The organism is Nitratireductor sp. WH36-1, assembly GCF_058725515.1.
The window spans coordinates 670903-692269 of record NZ_CM178970.1 but is presented as its reverse complement, the minus strand read 5'-3'; the positions used below and the strand labels follow the sequence as shown (position 1 = coordinate 692269).

Below are 21367 nucleotides of genomic sequence, written 5' to 3'. Positions count from 1 at the left end.
ATGACGGTCATGCTTTGGACAAAATCAACCGGAAGGACACGACCCTGTCCAATGAAGCGCCCGCTACCATGAATTTCCAGCCATCAGCGCGAGCCATACCGCGCAAAGCCATTCTCGCCGTAGCGCTCACAGTCCTCCTGTCGGGCTGCCAGATGGTGCCCACGGACACAGGCAGCTTCATGCCGTCGTCGAACCCGGTCACGGTCGATTCGGTGACGCGCGGCAACCGTCTTGCACGGCTTGCACGCCAGCAGCATCCCCGCATTCTGCAGACCTATGGCGGCGAATACTCCGATCCGAAGCTGGAGCGCATGGTCGCCAAGGTGGTGGGATCTCTGACGCTGGATGAGCAGAACACCGGCGCGGCCTACACGGTCACCATTCTGAATTCGCCCAACGTCAACGCATTCGCGCTGCCGGGCGGCTATCTCTATGTCACGCGCGGTCTTCTGGCGCTCGCCAATGATTCGGCTGAGCTTGCAGCGGTCATCGCGCATGAAATGGCGCACGTCACAGCCAATCACGGCATCGAGCGGCAGAAGCTCGAAGCGCAGGAAAAGTTCGCCTCGAAAGTGGTGAGCGAGGTGATCGACGGGCGCGATCAGGCGGCGCAGGCAGCGCTGGTTCGCGGCAAGCTGAGGCTCGCGCAGTTCTCGCGCAATCAGGAGCTGGAAGCGGACCGTCTGGGCATCCGCACCACAACCCATGCGGGCTATGATGCGTTTGCGGCTGCGCGCTTCCTGCAGGCGATGGACGCCTATCAGGGCTTCCGCAGTGTGAGCGGCGCGACCGACGCCAGCCTCGACTTCCTGGCCAGTCACCCCAATGCGCCACGGCGCATCGAACTCGCGCAGCGCCATGCGCGCGAGATGCAGCAGCCGGACGCCGCTGGCAAGCGCGACCGCGATTCCTTCCTCGCCGGCATTGACGGCATGATCTACGGGGATTCGCCGGAAGAGGGCTATGTGCGCGGGCGCGACTTCCTGCATCCGGGTCTGGGCGTCGCCTTCCAGGTGCCCGAAGGCTTCATCATCGACAATTCCACCAAGGCGGTGACGGCTGTCGGGCCGGACGACATTGCGGTGCGCTTCGACGGGGCGACGGTGCCCCAGCGCACTTCGCTGACGGATTACCTGACGAGCGGCTGGGTTGCGGGTCTGGAGCCCGAAACCATCCGCACGTTCACGATCAATGGATATCCGGCAGCCAAGGGACGCGCGAGCGCCGATGGCTGGCAGTTCGACGTGACGGTGATCCGCTCCGGCGGGCAGGTTTACCGCCTGCTGACGGCAGCGCCTGCGACGAGCAACGATCTGGAACGGGTTGCCAATTCCGTCGGGCAGAGCTTCCGCATTCTCAATCAGGCGGAGCGCGCTGCGCTCAAGCCGCTGCGCGTGCGTGTCGTGACGGTTCAGCCGGGAGAAACGCTCGGTTCGCTGGCATCGCAGATGCGCGGTGTGGACCGCAAGGTGGAGCTTTTCCGGCTCCTCAACGCACTTGGCCCCGGCGCAACGCCGTCGGCCGGGAGCAAGGTCAAGATCGTCACTGATCGCTAAATTACGGCTGGCGCAAGGCCAGCCGTTCAGGCCGTGCTGCCGGACAGCGCGGGATGCTCGCGCGTGAGCACCGTGCGCAGTTTTTCCATGGCCCGCGTCTCGATCTGCCGCACACGCTCCTTGGAGATGCCCAGCGCCGAACCGAGCGCTTCAAGCGTTGCGCCATCTTCTGCCAGACGCCGCTCGCGGATGATCTTCAGCTCGCGCCTGTCCAGAACATCGAGTGCGTCGGTCAGCCAGAGCGCCCGCCGTTCCTCATCGATCATGTGTTCGACCGTCTCGTCGACCGGTGCCTCATCGGAGGGCAGGAAATCCATGCGCTCGGCAGACGCCTCACCTTCATCCCGCACCGGCGCGTTAAGCGACAGATCGGGGCCGGAAAGCCGCGCGTCCATCATCGCCACATCCGCGGGCGAAACGCCGAGAAGCTTGGCCGCTTCCTGATGAATTTCGCTGGGTGAGCCCATGCTTTTCTGCAATTTGGCCCTCAGCCGGCGGTATTTGAAAAACAGCGACTTCTGCGCTGAACTCGTGCCGCCACGCACGATGGACCAGTTGCGCAGGACATAATCCTGCATCGAGGCGCGTATCCACCAGGTCGCATAGGTGGAAAAGCGCACACCCCGTTCCGGGTCGAACCGGGCCGCCGCTTCCAGAAGGCCGATATGCCCCTCCTGAATGAGGTCGGCAGCGGGCAATCCGAAATTCCTGAAGCGCGACGCCATGGCAATGACAAGCCGCATGTGCGCCACCGTTAAATGATGAAGCGCCTGCTGGTCCTGCTTCTTGTGCCAGCGCTGTGCGAGGTCCTGCTCTTCCTCCAGCGCCAGATAAGGCGCCTTCATGGCCTTTTCTATGAGTTTGCGTTCCGCCCGGTCTTGCATGATGCTCTCCCGCGTTTCTGGATCGCCATGCGCCCGTCCGGACGCATAAAGGGCGATCCAAACCATTGATGGAGCATCGGATGATCCGAAAACCGGTTCCCACTTTTCGGTCCGATGCTCTGGCCTGGCCCCTTTCTTAAGGAGAGGATTCCAAGCCGGTCAGCCCATACGCACAGGCCCAATTGCCGATGCGCGGTTACACGTGTCAGAGCGCCCTGACGCGGCATCTGCTGGTGCAGAAACACGCCAATGACGGACATCCCGGGACCCCGACCAGGCTTTGCAAAAAGCGGTGATCTCGACCGAAGAAACGAGACATCACCTAGAGTAACGAGTCGCAGACGAAAAAAGTTCCAGCCGATTACAGTTTAGTAGCCGGCAATAAAAAACCCGGCTGAAACAGCCGGGTTTTTCAAAACAGATGAGGTGGGAAGCTTATGCAGCTTCTTCCTTCTCTTCGGCTTCCTCATTGTCGGCCTTCGCACCGCGGCGCGGGCCCTTGTTGAGGTTGGTCTCGATCAGGCGGACAGCCTCCGTCTCCGACATGCGGTTGACGGCTGCGATCTCGCGCGCCATGCGGTCGAGCGCGGCTTCATAAAGCTGACGCTCCGAATAGGACTGCTCCGGCTGGTTGTCGGCGCGGTAAAGGTCACGCACGACTTCCGAGATGGAGATCAGGTCGCCCGAGTTGATCTTCGCATCGTATTCCTGCGCGCGGCGCGACCACATGGTGCGCTTCACGCGGGCGCGGCCCTGAACGACCTTGAGTGCGCGATCAACATAATCGGTTTCGGAAAGCTTGCGCATGCCGATGGACGTCGCCTTGGCGACCGGCACTTTGAGGCGCATCTTGTCTTTCTCGAAATCGATGACGAACAATTCCAGCTTGTGACCGGCGACTTCCTGCTCTTCGATCGTAACGATCTGGCCGACGCCATGCGCCGGGTAAACGATGTATTCGCCAGTCTTGAAACCCTGGCGCTGCGCCGATTTTTTCTGCTGGGTGGTCATCCGCCTAACACTCCTGTTCTAAAGGGGTATGTGAGCAACGCCTCGCCTCGGCGATGCCCCGTACCCAAAAACGCCTGCCGGCTTGTCGTGTGCATGAAAGAGTTCAAGCTCCGGAAGATGGTGACTGCGCCTGCACCGAAGGCCCGCCACGCAAACCAAAACATCCTGACCCAGATTGCCCTGGCCTGGATTTGGAGCCCCACCTTTCAGTGATTAGTGTGTGTGCGCCATAATTAGACGTGTTGTCACCGGCATGATTTTGTTAAGCTACCACAAAAAGCCGAAAGAATCAAGATTTTGCCGCATGTGCGAATATGTCGCCGCAGTTTCCTGCGCGACCGCCCCATCTATTCGCATTATGTCCCACGTCAATTTGTGGGCTCAGAGCACCGGACCGAAAAGTGGAATTCGGGTTTCGGGCTAATCCGATGCTCCGTCAATCATCAAGATCGTCGTTTGTGCGCCCCGATGGGCGCGCGGCGATCTAGTCTCCCTCACCGGGTTCCGGCGAGAAGTACTGCTCCAGCTTGTTTTCGACACCGTCGAATTCCTTGGCGTCTGCCGGAGGCTCTTTCTTAGCGGTGATATTGGGCCATTTTTCGGCATACTCGGAATTGAGCTGAAGCCAGTTGTCCAGACCCGGCTCGGTGTCGGGCTTGATGGCTTCGGCCGGGCATTCCGGTTCGCAGACACCGCAATCGATGCACTCATCCGGGTGGATGACGAGCATGTTTTCGCCTTCGTAGAAACAGTCCACCGGGCAGACTTCTATACAGTCCATGTACTTGCACTTGATGCAATTGTCGGTGACGATATAGGTCATGGGTGTTCTCGGCTGACAGCTTCTTAAAATGTCGAGTGGTGAGGTAGCCCCTTTAAACGGCGGTTGCAAGGCCCGTTGTTGCGCGGCAATCGTCGCAGGCGGAATCCCATTCCAATCTCAAACTGCGCAAACATCGCCGTCACGGGTCGTCACGCCAGCGATCAAGCGCGCGGCGTTCCTTCTTGGTGGGACGCCCTGCCCCGGCGTCGCGCCGCGGCGCCGACGCCTTGACGACGGCGTCCCTGGGTGGCGCCGGCGGGGTCAGATCCTCGTAGAGCGTGCGGGCTTCCTCTGCCGGACCGCGCCGCGCCCCCTGCGCCAGAACCCGATAGACGAGCACCTGCCGCTCCAGGGAAATGGTGAGCACGTCGCCCACCTTGATCTGGTAGGCGGCCTGCTCGATCTTGTTGCGATTGACCCGAACACGGCCCGCCTGAGCGAGCTTTGCGGCAAGCGAGCGGGATTTCACCACCCGTGCGAAGAACAGCCACTTGTCGATACGCTGGCGTTCCAGGACCGTGCCGCTCATCGCATGTCGCTACTTCTTCAGCTGATCCTTGAGGGCAGCGAGCTTGGCGAAGGGCGAATCGGGATCGATGCGCGCCGGACGCTCTTCGCGCGGACGGCCTGCGCCACCCTTGCGCTTGAAGCCCTGCTTGTCGCCATCCTTGCTGCGGTTAGGCTTGCCGCGATGCGGTGCGCCATCACGCTCCTGACGGCCACCACGTCCCTGCTGACGCTGATTGTTGCCCTTGCCGCCGCCCTGACGCTTGCGACCGTCGAAACGGGCCTGACGCCAGATCATGACGGGCTTGGGCTCTTCCTCTTCGTCAGCGGCCTTTTCAGCCGGAGCCTCACCGGCAGCCGGCGTCTCAACTTCCGGCTTGGCATCAGCTTCCGGCTTTGCCTCGGCTTCGGGCTTCGCTTCCCCGGCTGGCGCTTCAGCTTCAGCAGGCTTCTCTGCATCGGCGGGCGCGTCGTCCGTCTTCGCGGCGGCTTCGGCCTCGGCGGGAGCGGCAGCATCGGCAGCCTGGGCCGGTGCAGCAGCCTTCTCGGCGGCAGCGTCGTCCAGCGACTTCAGATGCGTTGCAACCTCTTCGGCCGGCTTCGCCTCGCCGCGGTAGCCCAGCCCCTTGAGGATGGCTTCCATATCATCGGCGGTCGCGCCGAGAATGGACATCATGGCCGGCGTGACCACAAAGGCCGCGCCATCATAACCGCCCTCGGGACGTGCGCCGGAACCCGGCTTCCACGAAAGTGCGGGACGGATCAGGTCGGCAAGGCGCTCGAGAATATCGACACGCACGGCGCGGCGACCCAGATTGCGATAGCCGGCGAGGCCATAGAATGCCTTTTCGAAAGCCGGATCGGACACGATGGAGGTGCGACCGGCGGCAAGCGCATTGACCACATCGCCATAGCCCGGCTTGTCCTTGGCGTCGTTCTTGAGCGCCCAGAGCAGGGTGAGAAGGCCGGCAGGCGCAGGCTTGATCAGCGCCGGCACGAAAATGTGGTAAGCGCCAAAGCGCACGCCGAGGCGGCGCAGCGAAGCGCGGGCGTCCTGATCGAGCGCACGCACATCCTCTGCCACGGTGCGGCGGTTCAGAAGGCCGAAGCTCTCGACAACCTGAAACGCGATCCCGCGCGCCATGCCCGAAAGGCTCTCGGCATCGCGCAGATCGACCAGCGGCTTCAGAAGCGATTCGATCTGATAGTTCACGAAACGCTCGGCGCGGGCGGCGACCTTGTCGCGCGCCGGGCCGGTCAGCTGCTCGTCGGCCAGAAGCACGACGCGCGGGCGCAGCGCTTCCTCGCCGGAAACCAGCGTCGCCACCGGTTGGCCGAGCCAGCGCAGAAGGCCCTCGGAATCCAGCGCCAGATCGCCATTGCCGGAAGCGGCAAAGCGGTCTGCCCGCGTTTCGAATTCGGCAGCGAGTGCTTTCTGGGCGGCAGCCTTGACGGCGCGCGCGTCCTCACCTTCCGCAGAGCGGTCGGCGGTGAAACGGAACCCTAGCATCTCACCAACGTGATGCCCCTCGACAAGGACTTCGCCAACGGGGCTGATTTCTGCTTCCGGCATTGCATTCTCTCTCAGGCGCTTCATGAGCACGGATGTCCTGCGGTCCACAAAGCGTTTCGTCAATCGCTCATGCAACGCATCGGACAAACTGTCCTCTATCTCTCGTGTTTTTTCTTGCCAGTGTGTCGCATCGGCCAGCCATCCGGGCCGGTGCGAGACAAATGTCCATGTTCTGATCTGCGCAATACGCTGCGACAGTGTGTCGATGTCCCCCTCGGTGGACGAGGCGCGCTGAACCTGCTCAGCCATGTAGTCTTCATCGACATGGCCCGTTCGCGCCAGATCAGAAAAGACTGCACCAACAATTTCTGCGTGGTGGGCCGGTGCTATGCGCCGGTAATCCGGCAGCGCACAGGCGTCCCACAGGAGGGCCACACGCTCGCGGGCGTCGGCCAGCGCACGCACATCCCCGTCACGCGACAGGAATTCGAGCACCTTGGCGTCGGCAGCGGGCAGAGCGCGGGTAAGACCTTCCACGGGGGGCGTGACGTCGAGCGAGGCTTTGAGCGCATCGACGCTGGAGAAATCAAACGCGGCGGAGCGCCATTGCAGCACTTTCACCGGGTCGAAATCATGCGCCTCGATGCGGTGAACGAGTTCATCGGAAAGGGGATCGACCTGGCCGGTGACGCCAAACGTGCCGTCACGCAGGTGACGGCCGGCGCGGCCGGCGATCTGCCCGAGCTCCGCAGGGTTGAGGTCGCGGTACTGGAAACCGTCGAATTTGCGGTTCTGCGCGAAGGCGACATGATCGACATCGAGGTTCAGGCCCATGCCGATGGCGTCGGTCGCCACCAGATAATCGACATCGCCCGACTGGTAGAGCGCCACCTGCGCGTTGCGCGTGCGCGGGCTGAGCGCGCCAAGCACGACAGCCACCCCGCCGCGCTGGCGGCGGATCAGCTCGCCAATGGCGTAAACCTCGTCCGATGAGAAGGCCACGATGGCCGAGCGGCGCGGCAGGCGCGTGATCTTGCGCGAACCGGCATAGCTGAGCACTGACATGCGCGGACGGGTGATGACGGAGAGGCCCGGCAGCAGCTTTTCAAGAATGCCGCGCATGGTGCCAGCGCCCAGAAGCAGCGTTTCCTGACGGCCGCGCAGATGCAGAATGCGGTCGGTGAAGATGTGGCCGCGCTCCAGATCGGCGGCGAGCTGCACCTCATCGATCGCCACGAAGGCGGCGTCGGTCTCGCGCGGCATGGCCTCGACCGTGCACACCGAATAGCGCGCGCCGGGCGGCGAAATCTTTTCTTCGCCGGTGACAAGCGCAACATTCTGCTCGCCGACCTTGGCGACGACGCGGGAATAGACTTCGCGCGCAAGCAGCCGCAGCGGCAGGCCAATGACGCCCGTGCCATGCGCAACCATGCGCTCGATGGCCAAGTGCGTCTTGCCGGTATTGGTCGGCCCGAGGATGGCCGTTACGTCACGACCCGACAACACTCTCGGCTTGGCATTCTGTTTTTGGAAATTCATAGGGCCTGAAAAGCCGTCTACCTCAGCGAAAAAAGGCGAGCACACGGGTTAGCATGCTTTGCATGCGCATTCCAAGGCAAGACTGCCGCTCCACCGACAAAGACTGCCAAAAATGACCCAAACCGTTTCCGGCCATTAAGATTTGGAACGAGTCTGGAACGAATCGGCTACGAATCACTGACCTGCGTTGTTTCCCGTTTTGTTCACCACAAGATAGAGTATGACGCAACGTAAAGACACCCAAATGCTGAATCGGGCATGTTCCGCAAAGCCGGAAAACGCGTGGCGCGCGTTAAGGATTTGCGCGGGAAGCGCGACGGGCCTGCCAGGCAACGGTGCAAGCATAAGATTTTGTTAGGATTTTTTGCGAAGCCGTTAACGGGTTACGGCCCCGCCATGCCGCATGGCGTTAACACTTCGACCAAACCCGGAACGAATCGGCTACGAATCACTGATATCCGGATGTTCCCGCTATGTTCACCGCAATATCTGGTGGTTTCCACCGGTTCCGGGCAGACAGCGCACAGTTTATCCACAAACGCAGCCACGGAACCTGAATGCCGCGTTAACGAAGCTGTTTCAAATTGATACGCATTTTAACGAAACAGGGCGCTGCGGGTTACCCACAGCGCCCCGAAAAATGAATGCACAGGACGTGCCTTTTCGTCAGATGAAGTACTGACCGCCATTGACAGTGAGCGTGGAGCCCGTGACGAAGCCCGCATCGTCGGAGGCCAGGAACAGCACGGACCGCGCGATTTCGGACGCCTCGCCGAGACGCCCCACCGGGATCTGCGAAATGATCTTCTCGCGCACCACTTCCGGCACCGCCATCACCATGTCGGTGGCGATGTAGCCGGGGCAGACCGCATTGACCGTCACGTTGAAGCGCGCGCCTTCCTGCGCCAGCGCCTTGGTGAAGCCAATCTCTCCCGCCTTGGCGGCGGAATAGTTGGTCTGGCCCATCTGGCCCTTCTGACCATTGATGGACGAAATGCTGATGATGCGGCCGAACTTGCGCGAGCGCATGCCGGCGAAGACCTGATGGGTCATGTTGAAGACGCCATTCAGGTTCACATCCACCACGGCGCGCCAGTCTTCTGGCGTCATCTTGTGAAACATCACGTCCCGCGTGATGCCGGCATTGTTGACCAGAACATCGACCGGTCCGAGATCGGCCTCGACCCGGCCCACGCCGTCCGCACAGGCGTCGTAATCGGCAATCGACCATTTGTAGGAGGCAATGCCCGTTTCTTCGGTAAAGCGCGCGGCAGCCTCATCGTTGCCCGCATAATTGGCCGCGACCTGATAGCCCGCCTCTTTCAGAGCCATCGCTATCGCCGCGCCGATGCCGCGTGTTCCACCCGTAACAAGTGCCGTTTTCATGCAGTTCGTCTCCCTCAGGTGAGTGTTCCCCGCCGCCTTCGCCCTGTTGAGACCGGGCGATAATCCGGCTGGCGCACGGCACAAACGCCGCGCGCCAGCTCAAAGCCTACAACGCTTCCACGCACATGGCGACGCCCATGCCGCCACCGATGCAGAGCGTGGCCAGTCCCTTCTTCGCGCCACGGCGGCGCATCTCGAAGGCCAGCGTGTTGAAAATGCGGGTACCCGAAGCGCCAATCGGATGGCCGATCGCGATGGCGCCGCCATTCACGTTCACGATATCCGGGTTCCAGCCCATGTCCCTGTTGACCGCACAGGCCTGTGCGGCGAAGGCCTCGTTGGCCTCGACCAGATCGAGATCCTCGGCCTTCCAGCCGGCTTTCTCCAGCGCGCGGCGCGATGCCGGAATCGGCCCCGTGCCCATGATTGCCGGATCGACGCCAGCCGTCGCCCAGGAGGCGATCCGCACCAGCGGCGTCAGACCACGGCGCTGGGCTTCGCTCTCGCGCATCAGCACCACGGCGGCCGCACCGTCATTGATGCCCGACGCATTGGCGGCCGTGACCGTGCCCTCCTTGTCGAAGGCCGGGCGCAGCTTCTGCATGCCCTCGATGGTCGCGCCATGGCGGATGTACTCATCGTCCGAGACCACGGTTTCGCCCTTGCGGCTCTTCACGGTGACCGGGACGATTTCATCCTTGAAGCGCCCGGCCTTCTGGGCGGCTTCGGCCTTGTTCTGCGAAGCGAGCGCAAAAGCGTCCTGCTCGTCACGGGTGATCTGGAACTTGCGCGCCACGTTTTCGGCGGTGATGCCCATGTGGTAGCCGTTGAAGGCATCCCACAGACCATCGCGGATCATCGTGTCGATCATGGCATAATCGCCCATCTTCACGCCGGCGCGCAGATAGGCGCAATGGGTAGAGAGCGTCATGGATTCCTGACCGCCGGCAACAATGATGTCGGCATCACCGCAGGCGATCTGCTGCATGCCGATGGCGATGGTGCGCAGGCCCGAACCGCAGACCTGGTTGAGCCCCCAGGCGGTGGCTTCTTCCGGCAGGCCGGCGGCGACGGCCGCCTGGCGCGCGGGGTTCTGTCCCTGGCCGGCCGTGAGCACCTGACCGAGAATCACCTCGTTCACCTCTTCCGGCGCGACGCCGGCGCGCGAAAGCGCCTCGCGAATGGCGGTTGCACCAAGCTCATGCGCTGGCACGGTGGCGAAGGAACCGTTGAACGAGCCGACCGGGGTGCGGGCGGCGCTGGCAACGACAATGGCTTCGGCTGACGACATGAAAGGCTCTCCCTTGGAAAATTGCATACACGTGCAAATGTGCAGCCCTTGTGACGGACTGCTCTCATTCACATTTGTTGCGGCTAATCAGGGACGAGTCAAACGGTTGTGTGCAGCGCAACAAAGCTTGCGCACCGCCGAACAGGAGCGCCGCGCTCTTCGCCACTGCGAAAAGCGCTTTCATTCAATGGGATTTTGCGCATATCCTGACACCGGCAAATGCAGGGGGTGCGCGCCGACGGCCCCGGCAACGGGGCGGTGGAACGGCGCAGTGGCGTCTTGCAAAGCCCTCAGTCCTTGAATCCAAGGCATCGAAAACCGGACGACGCAGGAGACGTCCGGGCGCGATGCCACAGACAACCGTGCTACGGGGAGGTCAGTAATGCCAGCCAAGGACGACCCGATCGTCATCAAGAAATACGCCAATCGCCGCCTCTACAACACGGGCACCAGCACCTATGTGACCCTGGAAGACCTGGCCGAGATGGTAAAGCGCGACGAGAATTTCGTCGTGCAGGACGCCAAATCCGGCGAAGACATCACCCATGCGGTCCTGACCCAGATCATTTTCGAGCTGGAGAACGACCGCAACGGGCAAAACATGCTGCCGATCTCGTTTCTGCGTCAGCTCATCGCCTTTTACGGCGACCAGATGCAGATGGTCGTGCCGAGCTTCCTCGAACAATCCATGATGGCCTTCTCCAAGGAGCAGGAACGCATGCGCGAGCAGATGGACAAAGCGTTCGGCGGATCATCCATGGACATGATGGGCATGTCGGCCCCGATGAAGATGGTTGAGGAGCAGACCCGCCGCAACATCGAGATGTTCCAGAACGCCATGCGCATGTTCGCGCCCACGCCCCCTGCCCCAAATCAGGGCGCAGCGCGCGAAGACAATGCCGGCGAAGAAGCACCGCGCTCCGATGATCTGAAGGAGTTACGTGAGCAGATCGCCGACATGCAGCGCAAGATCAACTCCCTGGGCGGTTCCTGACCGCCCTTCCCCGGAGCGAACACAGACTGAAGCGCCAGAGACATGCCCCGGACCGTTCGTGATACGCAGGCCATGCTGGCAGGAATGACGCCCGTTCTTACGACGGGCGTTTTCGTTTTCTGCTGCGTGGAGCGGGACCGCGCCGCAACGCTTTATGCGGAAGCGGAAGGTGTTTTTCAGGAAGAGGAAGGCACGACGCTCGTGCTGCCGCTGGCGCGCGCCGGGGCGCTTGGTTTCGACACGCAGATGCCGATGCGCCGGATCGTCCTTGAAGTCTATTCCGCGCTCGACGGCGTGGGGCTGACGGCCGGTGTGGCGACGGCGCTGGCGGATGAAGCCATCCCCTGCAACGTGGTCGCCGCCTACCATCACGATCATGTCTTCGTGCCGGAAGAGATGGCCGAGAAGGCACTTTCGATCCTGCAGGCGCTGCAGCGACGGGCAAAAGCCGGCAAGGACATCTGAAACAAAAAAAGACCGGTCAGTGACCGGTCTTTTTTGCATCCAGAGGAGGAAAGGCGCTTATGCGTCCTTCGGCTCCAGAACCTGGCGACCGCGGTACATGCCGGTCTTCAGGTCGATGTGGTGGGGACGACGCAGTTCGCCCGAATTCTTGTCTTCGACATAGGTCGGCGCCTTGATGGCGTCGGCCGAGCGGCGCATGCCGCGCTTCGAAGGCGTCGTTTTCCTTTTTGGTACAGCCATGGTCCTGCTCCGCTAATCGGTCAAAGGCCGTTGCGGCCCCTTCAATCCAGAGGCCCAGCATTTCGGCCGGGAATTGGAAGTCGGCGTGCCTATACACGTCCAAAGAGGTTTTGGCCAGTGGGGCGCATCGCTTTTTTCAACGAAAGCGCATGATCAGGGCTTCAAACACCCCACATAACCGCCGGCCTTGCGCGCACGCTGTTCAATCTTCGCGGCAAGCCGGTTCAACCCGCTTGAGGGTTTGGCCGGATTGCGCTCCAGCGGATTGGGCAGCGTGACCGCCAGAAGCGCCGCCTGCCGGCGCGAAAGCTGCGATGCCGGGCGTCCGAAATAATGCTGCGCGGCGGCTTCAGCACCGTAGATGTTCGGCCCCCATTCAACGATGTTGAGATAGATCTCCATGATCCGCCGTTTCGGCAGCACCAGATCCAGATAGATCGCCAGCGGCAGTTCCAGCCCCTTGCGCACGAAGGAGCGGCCCTGCCAGAGATAGAGGTTCTTCACCGTCTGCATGGGGATGGTGGATGCGCCCCGCGTCTTCTCGCCCGAAAGCGCATCGTTGATGACGAGGTTGAGCGCAGCCCAGTCGATGCCATCATGGGCGCAGAACTGACCGTCTTCCGACATCATCACCGAATGCGGGACCAGATCCCCCATTTCTTCGAGAGACTTCCAGTCGCGGTCATAGCCGGTGAAGGTGACCAGATCGCGCATCATCAATGTCGATATGGGGTGTACCACCGGCACACGATAGAGAAGCGTCAGAAGCGCGGGAATGAGCGCCAGCACCACAAGAACGAGCAGAACACGCCGGGCAAACCAGCCGAGCCACGCCCGACCGCCTGCGCGCCGCCCGGCCGCCCTGCGACCGCGACGCCCGCCACGCCTGTTCGTCGTCCTTTTCTCCGGGTCGACTGTGGGGCCGCTCAAACCTGTTTTTCCCTCAGTGTGACGTTACGCCTCAAAACCAGCCTTTCGCATAGCCGCCAGGGGCTTTCGGCGCAATGGCGCAAACAAACGGACTTGACCCGGACGCCCTTTGACGGCATCGCTCCCGGCATGGACGAGACGATGACACTGCCGTTTGAAGTGAAACTTGCCGCTGGCGCGGATATGGTGGAAGGCGAACTGCGCCGACTGCTCGACACGCGACCGCTGGAAGGCGAACTTTACCGCCCCGACCGCCTTTTGAAAGCCATGCGCCATGGCGTTCTGAATGGCGGCAAACGGCTGCGGCCGTTCCTCGTGCTCGAGACGGCAGCGCTGTTTGAGGCGACGGACGACACGGCTGCGCTGCGCGTTGCGGCAGCGCTCGAGTGCATCCATTGCTATTCTCTGGTCCATGACGATTTGCCGGCAATGGACGATGACGACCTGCGCCGCGGCAAGCCGACCGTTCACCGCGCGTTTGACGAGGCAGCAGCCATTCTCGCCGGCGACAGTCTCCTGACCTATGCGTTCGACATTGTGAGCGCGCCTGAAACGGCGCTGCCTGCTGAAGCCAAGATCACGCTGGTCAACAGGCTCGCCCGCGCTTCGGGCATGGGCGGCATGGCCGGTGGTCAGGCGCTGGATCTGGCCGCAGAGGGCAGCAGCCTCAGCGAAGACGAAATTCTGCGGCTTCAGGCGATGAAGACGGGCGCGCTGATCCGCTTTGCCTGCGAGGCGGGCGCCGTGATCGGCAGCGCACAGGACGCGGACATCGAACGCCTCGGCGAATTCGGCGCGGCCATCGGGCTCGCCTTCCAGCTTGCCGACGATCTGCTCGACCTGACGGCCAGCAGCGAAGCGATGGGCAAGGCAACCGGCAAGGACGCCGCCGCCGGCAAGGCGACGCTTGCGAGCCTTCACGGGATCGACTGGACACGCCAGCAGCTCAGGGGGCTTGTTGCCCAGGCCGAGGATATTCTGGAGCCTTTCGGCGAACGCGCAGACACGCTGAAACAGGCCGCGCGTTTCGTCGCCGAACGCCAGAGCTAAACCAGGTTCAACCCGTTTTTTCTTTTTTACGCCCGCGCGCTCCACGCCGGGTTGTGCTCTTTTGCGCGCATTTCTTGGCTCAGGCACATCTTAACCGGAGACAAGAGACCACGCATTGCCGGGCCTGAACTGCATCTTTTCTTTCTAAACACGCTTCTCTTTGCTTGTGTTGAGCATCAGCAGAATGAAAAACACATCTTTTTAGCGTTAATCGGGCATTAATCCAGATGCTCAATTCTTACGGGAATTGGGGGACGTCTTGGGAAGAGTAATGCCTACAGTAGCTACACAGCAGTATATGCGTGCGCGCCTCATTGTCGTGCTGGTGGGGTTTGTGATGGCAGTCATGGCCGGAACGGGAATCCTGCTATGGCAAACGCAGGCCACGAAGAACCAGGTGCGTTTCAGTGCATTCATCAGCCACATGGCCGATGTGACCAATGACGTGATCCACAATGCGCTGCGCCTCGAACAGGCAGAGCTTCGCCCGCAGAACAGCGCCCAGGCGGACCTCACCCATGACGAACTGGAATACGCGCTCGATCAGCTCAGCGACGCCTATGAGGCGCTGGACTTCGCCATCAGCGGCGAAGTGACTACGATGGAGAGCCAGCGCCTGACCTATCGGCAGGTCGGCGGAACGACGGCGGCGCCGGTGCTGCAGACCGGATCGCTCGCCACCGACATTACCGGCCACGCGGTGCCGGAAACCGTCAGGCGCATCTGGCTCGGCGAAGATGGCGACAAGGCGCTGCGCACACAGATCCGCGATGTCATCTCGCAGGCAAACCGGCTGGAAGTCTTCAACGACTATCAGAACGCCACCGCCCAGCGCGTGTTCAGGGAGCTGCAGGCGCTCGCCAACACACAGGTGCGCCCGGAACTGAAACGCATCTCCGACATGCTCAACGCGCAGATGATCGAAAGCCACGGGACGCTGCAGCTGGGCCTGATCGGCGTCGCCATCGCGATGATCGCAGCGAGCCTTCTTCTGGCGATGCGCATCTTCGTGCCGATGATGTATCGCATTTCGCGTGCGCATCAGGAGCTGCACAGCGCCAATATCTCGCTGGCGGCGGAGAAGATCAAAGCGCAGTCCGCAGACCGCACCAAGTCTGAATTCCTGGCCAATATGAGCCATGAAATCCGCACGCCGATGAATGGCGTTATGGGCATGGCCGAACTGCTCGCGCGCACCGAACTGGACAAGCGGCAGAGCATGTTCGTCGACGTGATCGTCAAGTCGGGCACGGCGCTGCTGACCATCATCAATGACATTCTCGACTTCTCCAAGATCGACGCCGGCCAGCTCCAGCTCGATGAGTCGTCCTTCCGGTTGGGCGAAGCCATCGAAGACGTGGCGGCGCTCGTGTCCTCGCAGGTATCGGAGAAGGATCTGGAACTGATCGTGCGCGTGGACCCGGAGCTGCCGAGCTCCTTCATGGGCGATGCGGGGCGTTTCCGGCAGGTCGTGACCAATCTCGTCGGCAATGCGGTGAAGTTCACCGAGCGCGGCCATGTTCTGATCGACGTTTCTGGGCGCATCGAGGGCGACATCACGAAAGTGTCCGTGCGCGTCGAGGACACCGGCATCGGCATTCCGCAGGACAAGCTCGATGCGGTTTTTGAGAAATTCGCGCAGGTGGACACCTCCTCCACCCGCCGCCATGAGGGAACAGGCCTCGGTCTGGCCATCGCCACGCGGCTTGTCGAACTGATGGGCGGCGCAATGACGGCCACCAGCGAAGTGGGCAAGGGCTCGGTGTTCTCCTTCGTCGTGCCACTGACCGTCGACCGCACGGAAGCCCCGCAGGCGACCGCGCCGGTGGACGTTTCGGGTGCGCGCGTCTTTGTCATCGACGACAACCCGATCAACCGCGAGATCCTGCAGGAACAGCTGAAGAGCTGGGACTTTGAGTGCGCCGCAGCCGAGAGCGGCGCGGTGGGGCTCGCCTTCCTGCAGCATTCCGCCAAGCTCGACGCCCGCGTCGACTGCGTGATCCTCGATTACCAGATGCCCGACATGAACGGCGCGGATGTCGCCAAGATGATCAAGGCGGACCCGGCGCTTGCGGACATTCCGCTGGTGCTTCTGACATCTGTCGACCAGAATGATACGGCGCGGCTGGTGAATGAGTGCGGGATCGCCGCGCATCTGAACAAGCCCACCCGCTCCTCCATGCTGCTGGAAACGCTCGTCTCGGTGATGCAACGCAGCCGTGCGGCAAAGGCGAGCCCGGCGGAACCGGCTGCACCCGAACCGGAAATCAGGGTTCCGGCCAAGCCGATCCAGATCCACGCCTCCTCGCCCATCGAACGCGGGCTCTCAAGCTCACGCAGCGCGAATGGCGCGCTGGACGTGCTGGTGGCGGAGGACAATGAGGTCAACCAGCTGGTGTTCAGCCAGGTTCTGGACGGGCTCGGCCTAAAGTACCGGATTGCCGGCAATGGCAAGACGGCCGCCGAGATGCACCGCGCGCTGAAGCCCTCCATCATTCTGATGGATGTCTCCATGCCCGAGATGAACGGCTACGAAGCCACGGCGGCGATCCGCGAGCTGGAAGCCATCACCGGCGACCGTACGCCAATCATCGGCATCACCGCACATGCGCTCAAGGGCGACCGGGAGAAGTGCCTCGACGCCGGCATGGACGATTATCTGCCCAAACCGATCTCTCCGCAGAAACTGGCGGACAAGATCACCCACTGGCGCAGTTGCGAGCAGAAGCTGGCTGCAACGGCCTGAGCGCCGGCAGAAAAGCAAAGGGCGCACCCGGTACGGCGTGCGCCCTCAAGATGTTCTTTGATGGGGTTATTCGGCGTCGTTGCGCGCGCCGAAACGCTGCTCGATATAGGCCCCGACCATCTGCTCGAATTCCTCGGCGATGGCCTCGCCGCGCAGCGTTGCAGCCTTCTTGCCGTCGATGAAGACGGGGGCAGCCGGCGTTTCACCGGTTCCCGGCAGCGAGATGCCGATATCGGCATGTTTGGATTCGCCCGGTCCGTTGACGATGCAGCCCATGACCGCAACCTTGAGCGCTTCCACGCCCGGATATTTCTTGCGCCAGACCGGCATGTTCTTGCGCAGATCGCCCTCGATCTTCTGGGCGAGTTCCTGGAACACGGTCGACGTGGTGCGCCCGCAACCGGGACATGCGGCAACGACCGGCAGAAACTGACGGAAGCCCATGGTCTGCAGAAGCTCCTGCGCCACCTGCACCTCGCGGGTGCGGTCGCCGCCGGGCTCCGGCGTGAGCGAAATGCGGATCGTGTCGCCAATGCCCTGCTGAAGCAGAATGCCCATGGCGGCAGACGAGGCGACGATGCCCTTGGTGCCCATGCCGGCCTCGGTGAGGCCGAGATGCAGCGCATGGTTGGAACGGCGGGCCAGCTCGGTATAGACGGCGATCAGGTCCTGCACCTGGCTGACCTTTGCCGACAGGATGATGCGGTCGCGACCAAGCCCGATCTCTTCCGCCAGCTCGGCGGAAAGCAGCGCCGACTGCACGATGGCCTCGCGCGTCACCTCCTGCGCCGTCATCGGCGCACCGCGCTCCTGGTTCTCATCCATCAGGCGCGTGAGCAGCTCCTGATCGAGCGAGCCCCAGTTGACGCCGATGCGCACCGGCTTGTCGTATTTGATCGCCATTTCGATGATGGCGGCGAACTGCCGGTCCTTCTTGTCCTTGAAGCCGACATTGCCCGGATTGATGCGATATTTCGCAAGCGCTTCCGCGCAGGACGGGTGATCGGCAAGAAGCTTGTGGCCGATGTAATGGAAGTCGCCGACGATCGGCACGAAAATGCCGACGCGCTCAAGCCGCTCGCGGATGCGCGGAACGGCGGCGGCCGCCTCGTCGCGGTCAACCGTTATGCGCACCATTTCGGAGCCTGCGCGATGAAGCGCGGCCACCTGCGCGACCGTGCGATCCACGTCGGCAGTGTCCGTGTTGGTCATGGACTGCACGACCACCGGCGCATCACCACCGACGATCACATTGCCCACAGCAACGCCAACCGCATCACGCCGCGGAAAGGGCGAAGAAAAATAGCCGCTCATAGATTTGCTGGCCGTGAATGTTCCGGTCATGGGGGAACTGTCCCGTTTTCAGCCGTGTCGCGCTTGAGGTGGCCGACAGCGGCCGGAATGTCAATGGCGCGAACGCCCATTTGCAGCGATCAGCCTGCTTGACAGCACCGGCGCCCATCGCTTTGCTGCGTCGCAACATAACGTCTTGCGATACAAAGGGCCACCTCCATGAACAGCGCATCGAACCAAAAGAACCGGACAGCCGTCATCACGGGCTCCACTTCCGGTATCGGGCTGGGCGTGGCCGAGGCTCTTGCCGCGGACGGCTGCAACATTGTGCTCAACTCTTTTTCCGACACGCCGGAAGACCATGCGGCTGCCGGGAAACTGGCCGCCAAACACGGTGTCGAGGCCGTCTATATCAGCGCCGACATGTCGAAGCCTGAAGCCTGCCGCGCACTCGTGGAACGGGCGGTAGAGCGTTTTGGCCGCATTGATGTGCTGGTCAACAATGCCGGCATTCAGCACGTGGCCCCGGTCGAGGATTTCCCGATTGAGAAGTGGAACGCCATTCTGGCGATCAATCTTTCGTCATCCTTTCACACCATCGCCGCCGCAACGCCGCATATGAAAGCCGCCGGCAAGGGGCGCATCGTCAACATCGCCTCGGCGCACGGCCTGCGCGCCTCACCGTTCAAATCGGCCTATGTGGCCGCCAAGCACGGCGTTGTCGGCCTGACCAAGACGGTTGCGCTGGAACTGGCCGAGACGGGCATCACCTGTAACGCCATCTGTCCGGGCTATGTGCTGACACCGCTCGTCGAGGCGCAGATCCCCGATCAGATGAAGGTGCACGGCATGGACCGCGATACGGTGGTGCGCGAAGTGATGCTCGCCAAACAGCCGACACGTGAATTTGTCACCGTTGAGGAGCTGGGCGCGTTCGTGGTGTTTCTTGCGTCCGATAATGCAAGCCAGATGACCGGCTCCGCCCTGCCGATGGATGGCGGCTGGACGGCGCAGTAACCCGAATTCTTTCGTCAGATGCGCGCTTCCGGGCGCGCTGCCAGAAGGGAAATCTCCATCACCCGTACAAGCCGGCGCGCACCGTCAATCGCCGGCTTGCCGCAGATGCCGCGCACCCGCATGCCGTCAAGGCCATCGAGCAGGATATCGGCCAGCCCGCGCGCAGAGAGGCCAAGCGCCTCCAGATCCGCTTTGGAGCGCTCCGCCTCCTCGGCCACCGCAGCCTCGACAATGCCACTCAGCCTTTCACGCCATTCGGCGATGATGTCTGCGGCAAGCTTGTTCTCGATATCCAGAATTTCCTGACCGTGCGCCGACTGGTCGACCATCTCGATCAGGCCGAAAAGGGCGCGCTCGAGCGACGCCATGATCCGCTCGCCGAAAGTGCCCTCTTCCTTCAGCCCCGCACGCGCGCCCTCAAGCGACTGCTCGAGAATGCAGACGCCGATGGCCCGGAAGATATCCGCCTTGTTGCGGAAGAGAAGATAAAGCGCCGGGCGCGAAACCTCTGCCGAACGGGCGATGTCATCCATGGTCGTCCGCGCAAAACCATAGGCGAGAAAGACCTTCATGGCACCATTGAGGATGCGCTCTCGCTTGGGGTCTTCCGTGCATCCGGCGATCAGATTCATTGCCTGCGCTCTCTCATTTTTCTTTCACTGTTGACATAATTACGAATTTTGTCAACATGTCCCAATTGGTGCGCACCCAGCTCGCCAGAGCTGTCGTGCGCGCGTGCTTTTCGGCTCCAGACCGACGTTCGTTGATGTCAGGAGCAATAGCCGTTTGGCTTTTGTAAAGCCCGTGCGTGCGATATAGGAGCGTGCTTTTGCCGCAAGGAACTGCCTTTGTGAATTGACCTCTGCGCGGATCGTCTCACTATCGCGCCAGTCCTTCATCGACGGGCCGGCTTACCGCATCGGAAAACAACATGCCGAAGTTCAGGTTGCATAAGATTGCCGCGATTGCCGTTCTGGTCGCGACGACAGCATGGGTCGCCACAGGCAAATTCTCGTCGGTCGGCAGCGCAAGCGAAGAAGCACAGACGGTTGCCGAGAGGCCCGAAAACAAACCGGCGGAAGCCCAGGTCGTGATCGTTGCGTCCGCACCACAGGTCGATCATTCGCGCACCATCCGCATTTCGGGACGGACTGCGGCGGACAAGCGTTCCGAGCTTGCCCTGAGGGCGAGCGGCATTGTTGCCGAACTGCCGGTTTCCAAGGGTGACCTGCTTTCCACCGGCGACCTTATCCTGCGGCTTGAGACCGAAGGCAAGGAATCGGCGGTTGAGTCAGCGCGCCAGGTTCTGGCGCAGCGCGAGGCTGAAGCCGAAGCCGCAGACCGGCTCGCCAAATCCGGCAATCTGGCCCGCCTTCAGCTTGATGGCGCACGCTCTGCTCTGGCCACGGCGCGCTCACAGCTTGAAGCGGCAGAAGCCGACCTTGCCCGCATCACCGTAAGCGCCCCCTTTGCCGGCATCATCGACAGGGTCGATGTGGAGCTCGGCGCATCGGTTCAGCAGGGGCAGGAGATTGCAACGCTGATCAAGCTCGATCCGGTGATCGCGGTCGGCGAGGTGAGCGAAAACAATCTGGGTTCGGTGGACGTGGGCGATGCAGCCGATGTGCGGCTGGTCAACGGCTCCACGGTCAAGGGAACGGTTCGTTTTGTCAGCCGCGAGGCATCGCAGCAGACCCGCACCTTCCGCGTGGAAGTGGCGATCCCGAACCCCGACAGGAAAATTCCCGCCGGCATGACCGCCGAGATCAGCATTCACGCCGAGCCGGTGCAGGCTGTTGCGCTGCCGCGTTCAGTGGTGACGCTGAACCGGCACGGGGAGCTGGGCGTGCGCGCCGTCGATGGGGACAGCAAGGTCATCTTCTATCCCATCGACCTGCTGGACGACACGCCGCGCGCGCTCTTCCTCGCCGGCATTCCCGCCGACGCCAACATCATCGTGTCCGGACAGGATCTGGTGACGGAAGGCGATGTCGTGAAGCCCGAGCCGGCGGACAAGAAGCTTATCGAGCAATGGGCGGACGTCCTCGCTTCCGAGATGACCGGCCGTTAGGGCAGCCCCGTTGGCGGAGGCAATCTCCGCCCGAGACTGCAGGAACAACAA

18 protein-coding genes are annotated in these 21367 nt (G+C 62.1%); 7 read left to right on the top strand and 11 right to left on the bottom strand.

All coding sequences use genetic code 11. The features are described 5' to 3' along the window. The first annotated feature begins 68 nt into the window (after positions 1-68). On the top strand, positions 69-1556 hold the full coding sequence (locus AC4PTT_RS03325) for a M48 family metalloprotease (protein WP_206548415.1): 1488 nt from the start codon (positions 69-71) through the stop codon (positions 1554-1556). A gap of 26 nt (positions 1557-1582) precedes the next feature. Here AC4PTT_RS03325 and AC4PTT_RS03320 read toward each other — a convergent pair whose 3' ends face one another. The 7 genes from AC4PTT_RS03320 to AC4PTT_RS03290 form a co-directional block, all read right to left on the bottom strand. Continuing rightward, positions 1583-2440 (bottom strand): RNA polymerase factor sigma-32, encoded by an 858-nt coding sequence (locus AC4PTT_RS03320; protein WP_113156050.1) that lies wholly within the window; start codon positions 2438-2440, stop codon positions 1583-1585. 435 nt (positions 2441-2875) lie between these two features. After that, positions 2876-3451 carry a CarD family transcriptional regulator gene (locus AC4PTT_RS03315; RefSeq protein ID WP_113153289.1) on the bottom strand — a complete coding sequence of 192 codons (576 nt, stop codon included), beginning with the start codon at positions 3449-3451 and terminating at the stop codon, positions 2876-2878. 484 nt (positions 3452-3935) lie between these two features. Beyond that, a complete protein-coding gene (gene fdxA / locus AC4PTT_RS03310; protein WP_113153290.1) occupies positions 3936-4274 on the bottom strand; it encodes a ferredoxin FdxA in 339 nt (112 codons plus the stop codon). Between the two features lie 139 nt (positions 4275-4413). Then, positions 4414-4803: an RNA-binding S4 domain-containing protein gene (locus AC4PTT_RS03305; RefSeq protein ID WP_492162093.1), complete on the bottom strand. Its 390-nt coding sequence runs from the start codon at positions 4801-4803 to the stop codon at positions 4414-4416. 9 nt (positions 4804-4812) lie between these two features. Further along, complete coding sequence (locus AC4PTT_RS03300; protein WP_492162092.1) at positions 4813-7833, bottom strand: helicase-related protein; 3021 nt, start codon at positions 7831-7833, stop codon at positions 4813-4815. Positions 7834-8499: 666 nt separating this feature from the next. Then, a complete protein-coding gene (gene phbB, locus AC4PTT_RS03295) occupies positions 8500-9219 on the bottom strand; it encodes an acetoacetyl-CoA reductase (protein WP_113153293.1) in 720 nt (239 codons plus the stop codon). 106 nt (positions 9220-9325) lie between these two features. Next, a complete protein-coding gene (locus AC4PTT_RS03290; RefSeq protein WP_113153294.1) occupies positions 9326-10510 on the bottom strand; it encodes an acetyl-CoA C-acetyltransferase in 1185 nt (394 codons plus the stop codon). 382 nt (positions 10511-10892) lie between these two features. Between AC4PTT_RS03290 and phaR the strand changes: the two genes are divergently transcribed. Both phaR and AC4PTT_RS03280 read left to right on the top strand, forming a co-directional pair. Continuing rightward, positions 10893-11504 carry a polyhydroxyalkanoate synthesis repressor PhaR gene (phaR, locus tag AC4PTT_RS03285; RefSeq protein WP_113153295.1) on the top strand — a complete coding sequence of 204 codons (612 nt, stop codon included), beginning with the start codon at positions 10893-10895 and terminating at the stop codon, positions 11502-11504. Between the two features lie 42 nt (positions 11505-11546). Then, a complete protein-coding gene (locus AC4PTT_RS03280; protein ID WP_492162091.1) occupies positions 11547-11969 on the top strand; it encodes an ACT domain-containing protein in 423 nt (140 codons plus the stop codon). A gap of 57 nt (positions 11970-12026) precedes the next feature. Here AC4PTT_RS03280 and rpmF read toward each other — a convergent pair whose 3' ends face one another. Together rpmF and mtgA are read right to left on the bottom strand one after the other, a co-directional pair. After that, positions 12027-12209 (bottom strand): 50S ribosomal protein L32, encoded by a 183-nt coding sequence (gene rpmF, locus AC4PTT_RS03275; RefSeq protein ID WP_007007560.1) that lies wholly within the window; start codon positions 12207-12209, stop codon positions 12027-12029. A 153-nt stretch (positions 12210-12362) separates the two neighbouring features. Then, complete coding sequence (mtgA, locus tag AC4PTT_RS03270) at positions 12363-13139, bottom strand: monofunctional biosynthetic peptidoglycan transglycosylase (RefSeq protein ID WP_394374071.1); 777 nt, start codon at positions 13137-13139, stop codon at positions 12363-12365. Positions 13140-13268: 129 nt separating this feature from the next. Between mtgA and AC4PTT_RS03265 the strand changes: the two genes are divergently transcribed. Continuing rightward, positions 13269-14189 (top strand): polyprenyl synthetase family protein, encoded by a 921-nt coding sequence (locus AC4PTT_RS03265; protein WP_390906827.1) that lies wholly within the window; start codon positions 13269-13271, stop codon positions 14187-14189. A gap of 271 nt (positions 14190-14460) precedes the next feature. Continuing rightward, a complete protein-coding gene (locus tag AC4PTT_RS03260; protein ID WP_492162090.1) occupies positions 14461-16935 on the top strand; it encodes a hybrid sensor histidine kinase/response regulator in 2475 nt (824 codons plus the stop codon). A gap of 66 nt (positions 16936-17001) precedes the next feature. Here AC4PTT_RS03260 and ispG read toward each other — a convergent pair whose 3' ends face one another. Further along, positions 17002-18249, bottom strand: coding sequence for a flavodoxin-dependent (E)-4-hydroxy-3-methylbut-2-enyl-diphosphate synthase (gene ispG / locus AC4PTT_RS03255; protein ID WP_206546234.1), 1248 nt, complete (start codon positions 18247-18249; stop codon positions 17002-17004). Positions 18250-18447: 198 nt separating this feature from the next. On the opposite strand from ispG, the gene AC4PTT_RS03250 reads away from it, so the two are divergent. Beyond that, positions 18448-19245, top strand: a complete 798-nt coding sequence (locus AC4PTT_RS03250) for a 3-hydroxybutyrate dehydrogenase (protein ID WP_317089308.1) — start codon at positions 18448-18450, stop codon at positions 19243-19245. A 14-nt stretch (positions 19246-19259) separates the two neighbouring features. Here the strand turns inward: AC4PTT_RS03250 and AC4PTT_RS03245 are convergent, their stop codons facing one another. Next, positions 19260-19877 (bottom strand): TetR/AcrR family transcriptional regulator, encoded by a 618-nt coding sequence (locus AC4PTT_RS03245; RefSeq protein ID WP_113153300.1) that lies wholly within the window; start codon positions 19875-19877, stop codon positions 19260-19262. A gap of 299 nt (positions 19878-20176) precedes the next feature. Between AC4PTT_RS03245 and AC4PTT_RS03240 the strand changes: the two genes are divergently transcribed. Beyond that, entirely contained in the window at positions 20177-21316 is a 1140-nt protein-coding gene (locus tag AC4PTT_RS03240; protein ID WP_206546099.1) for an efflux RND transporter periplasmic adaptor subunit, read from the top strand. The last annotated feature ends 51 nt before the right edge of the window (positions 21317-21367 follow it).

Bases quoted from the DNA above. Each gene is read 5' to 3' on its own strand.
- phaR (WP_113153295.1), top strand. From the start codon at position 10,893: ATGCCAGCCAAGGACGACCCGATCGTCATCAAGAAATACGCCAATCGC.
- AC4PTT_RS03325 (WP_206548415.1), top strand. From the start codon at position 69: ATGAATTTCCAGCCATCAGCGCGAGCCATACCGCGCAAAGCCATTCTC.
- AC4PTT_RS03300 (WP_492162092.1), bottom strand. From the start codon at position 7,833: ATGAATTTCCAAAAACAGAATGCCAAGCCGAGAGTGTTGTCGGGTCGT.
- fdxA (WP_113153290.1), bottom strand. From the start codon at position 4,274: ATGACCTATATCGTCACCGACAATTGCATCAAGTGCAAGTACATGGAC.
- rpmF (WP_007007560.1), bottom strand. From the start codon at position 12,209: ATGGCTGTACCAAAAAGGAAAACGACGCCTTCGAAGCGCGGCATGCGC.
- phbB (WP_113153293.1), bottom strand. From the start codon at position 9,219: ATGAAAACGGCACTTGTTACGGGTGGAACACGCGGCATCGGCGCGGCG.
- ispG (WP_206546234.1), bottom strand. From the start codon at position 18,249: ATGAGCGGCTATTTTTCTTCGCCCTTTCCGCGGCGTGATGCGGTTGGC.
- AC4PTT_RS03290 (WP_113153294.1), bottom strand. From the start codon at position 10,510: ATGTCGTCAGCCGAAGCCATTGTCGTTGCCAGCGCCGCCCGCACCCCG.
- AC4PTT_RS03265 (WP_390906827.1), top strand. From the start codon at position 13,269: ATGGACGAGACGATGACACTGCCGTTTGAAGTGAAACTTGCCGCTGGC.
- AC4PTT_RS03250 (WP_317089308.1), top strand. From the start codon at position 18,448: ATGAACAGCGCATCGAACCAAAAGAACCGGACAGCCGTCATCACGGGC.
- AC4PTT_RS03240 (WP_206546099.1), top strand. From the start codon at position 20,177: ATGCCGAAGTTCAGGTTGCATAAGATTGCCGCGATTGCCGTTCTGGTC.
- AC4PTT_RS03260 (WP_492162090.1), top strand. From the start codon at position 14,461: ATGCCTACAGTAGCTACACAGCAGTATATGCGTGCGCGCCTCATTGTC.
- AC4PTT_RS03280 (WP_492162091.1), top strand. From the start codon at position 11,547: ATGCCCCGGACCGTTCGTGATACGCAGGCCATGCTGGCAGGAATGACG.
- AC4PTT_RS03245 (WP_113153300.1), bottom strand. From the start codon at position 19,877: ATGAATCTGATCGCCGGATGCACGGAAGACCCCAAGCGAGAGCGCATC.
- AC4PTT_RS03315 (WP_113153289.1), bottom strand. From the start codon at position 3,451: ATGACCACCCAGCAGAAAAAATCGGCGCAGCGCCAGGGTTTCAAGACT.
- AC4PTT_RS03320 (WP_113156050.1), bottom strand. From the start codon at position 2,440: ATGCAAGACCGGGCGGAACGCAAACTCATAGAAAAGGCCATGAAGGCG.
- AC4PTT_RS03305 (WP_492162093.1), bottom strand. From the start codon at position 4,803: ATGAGCGGCACGGTCCTGGAACGCCAGCGTATCGACAAGTGGCTGTTC.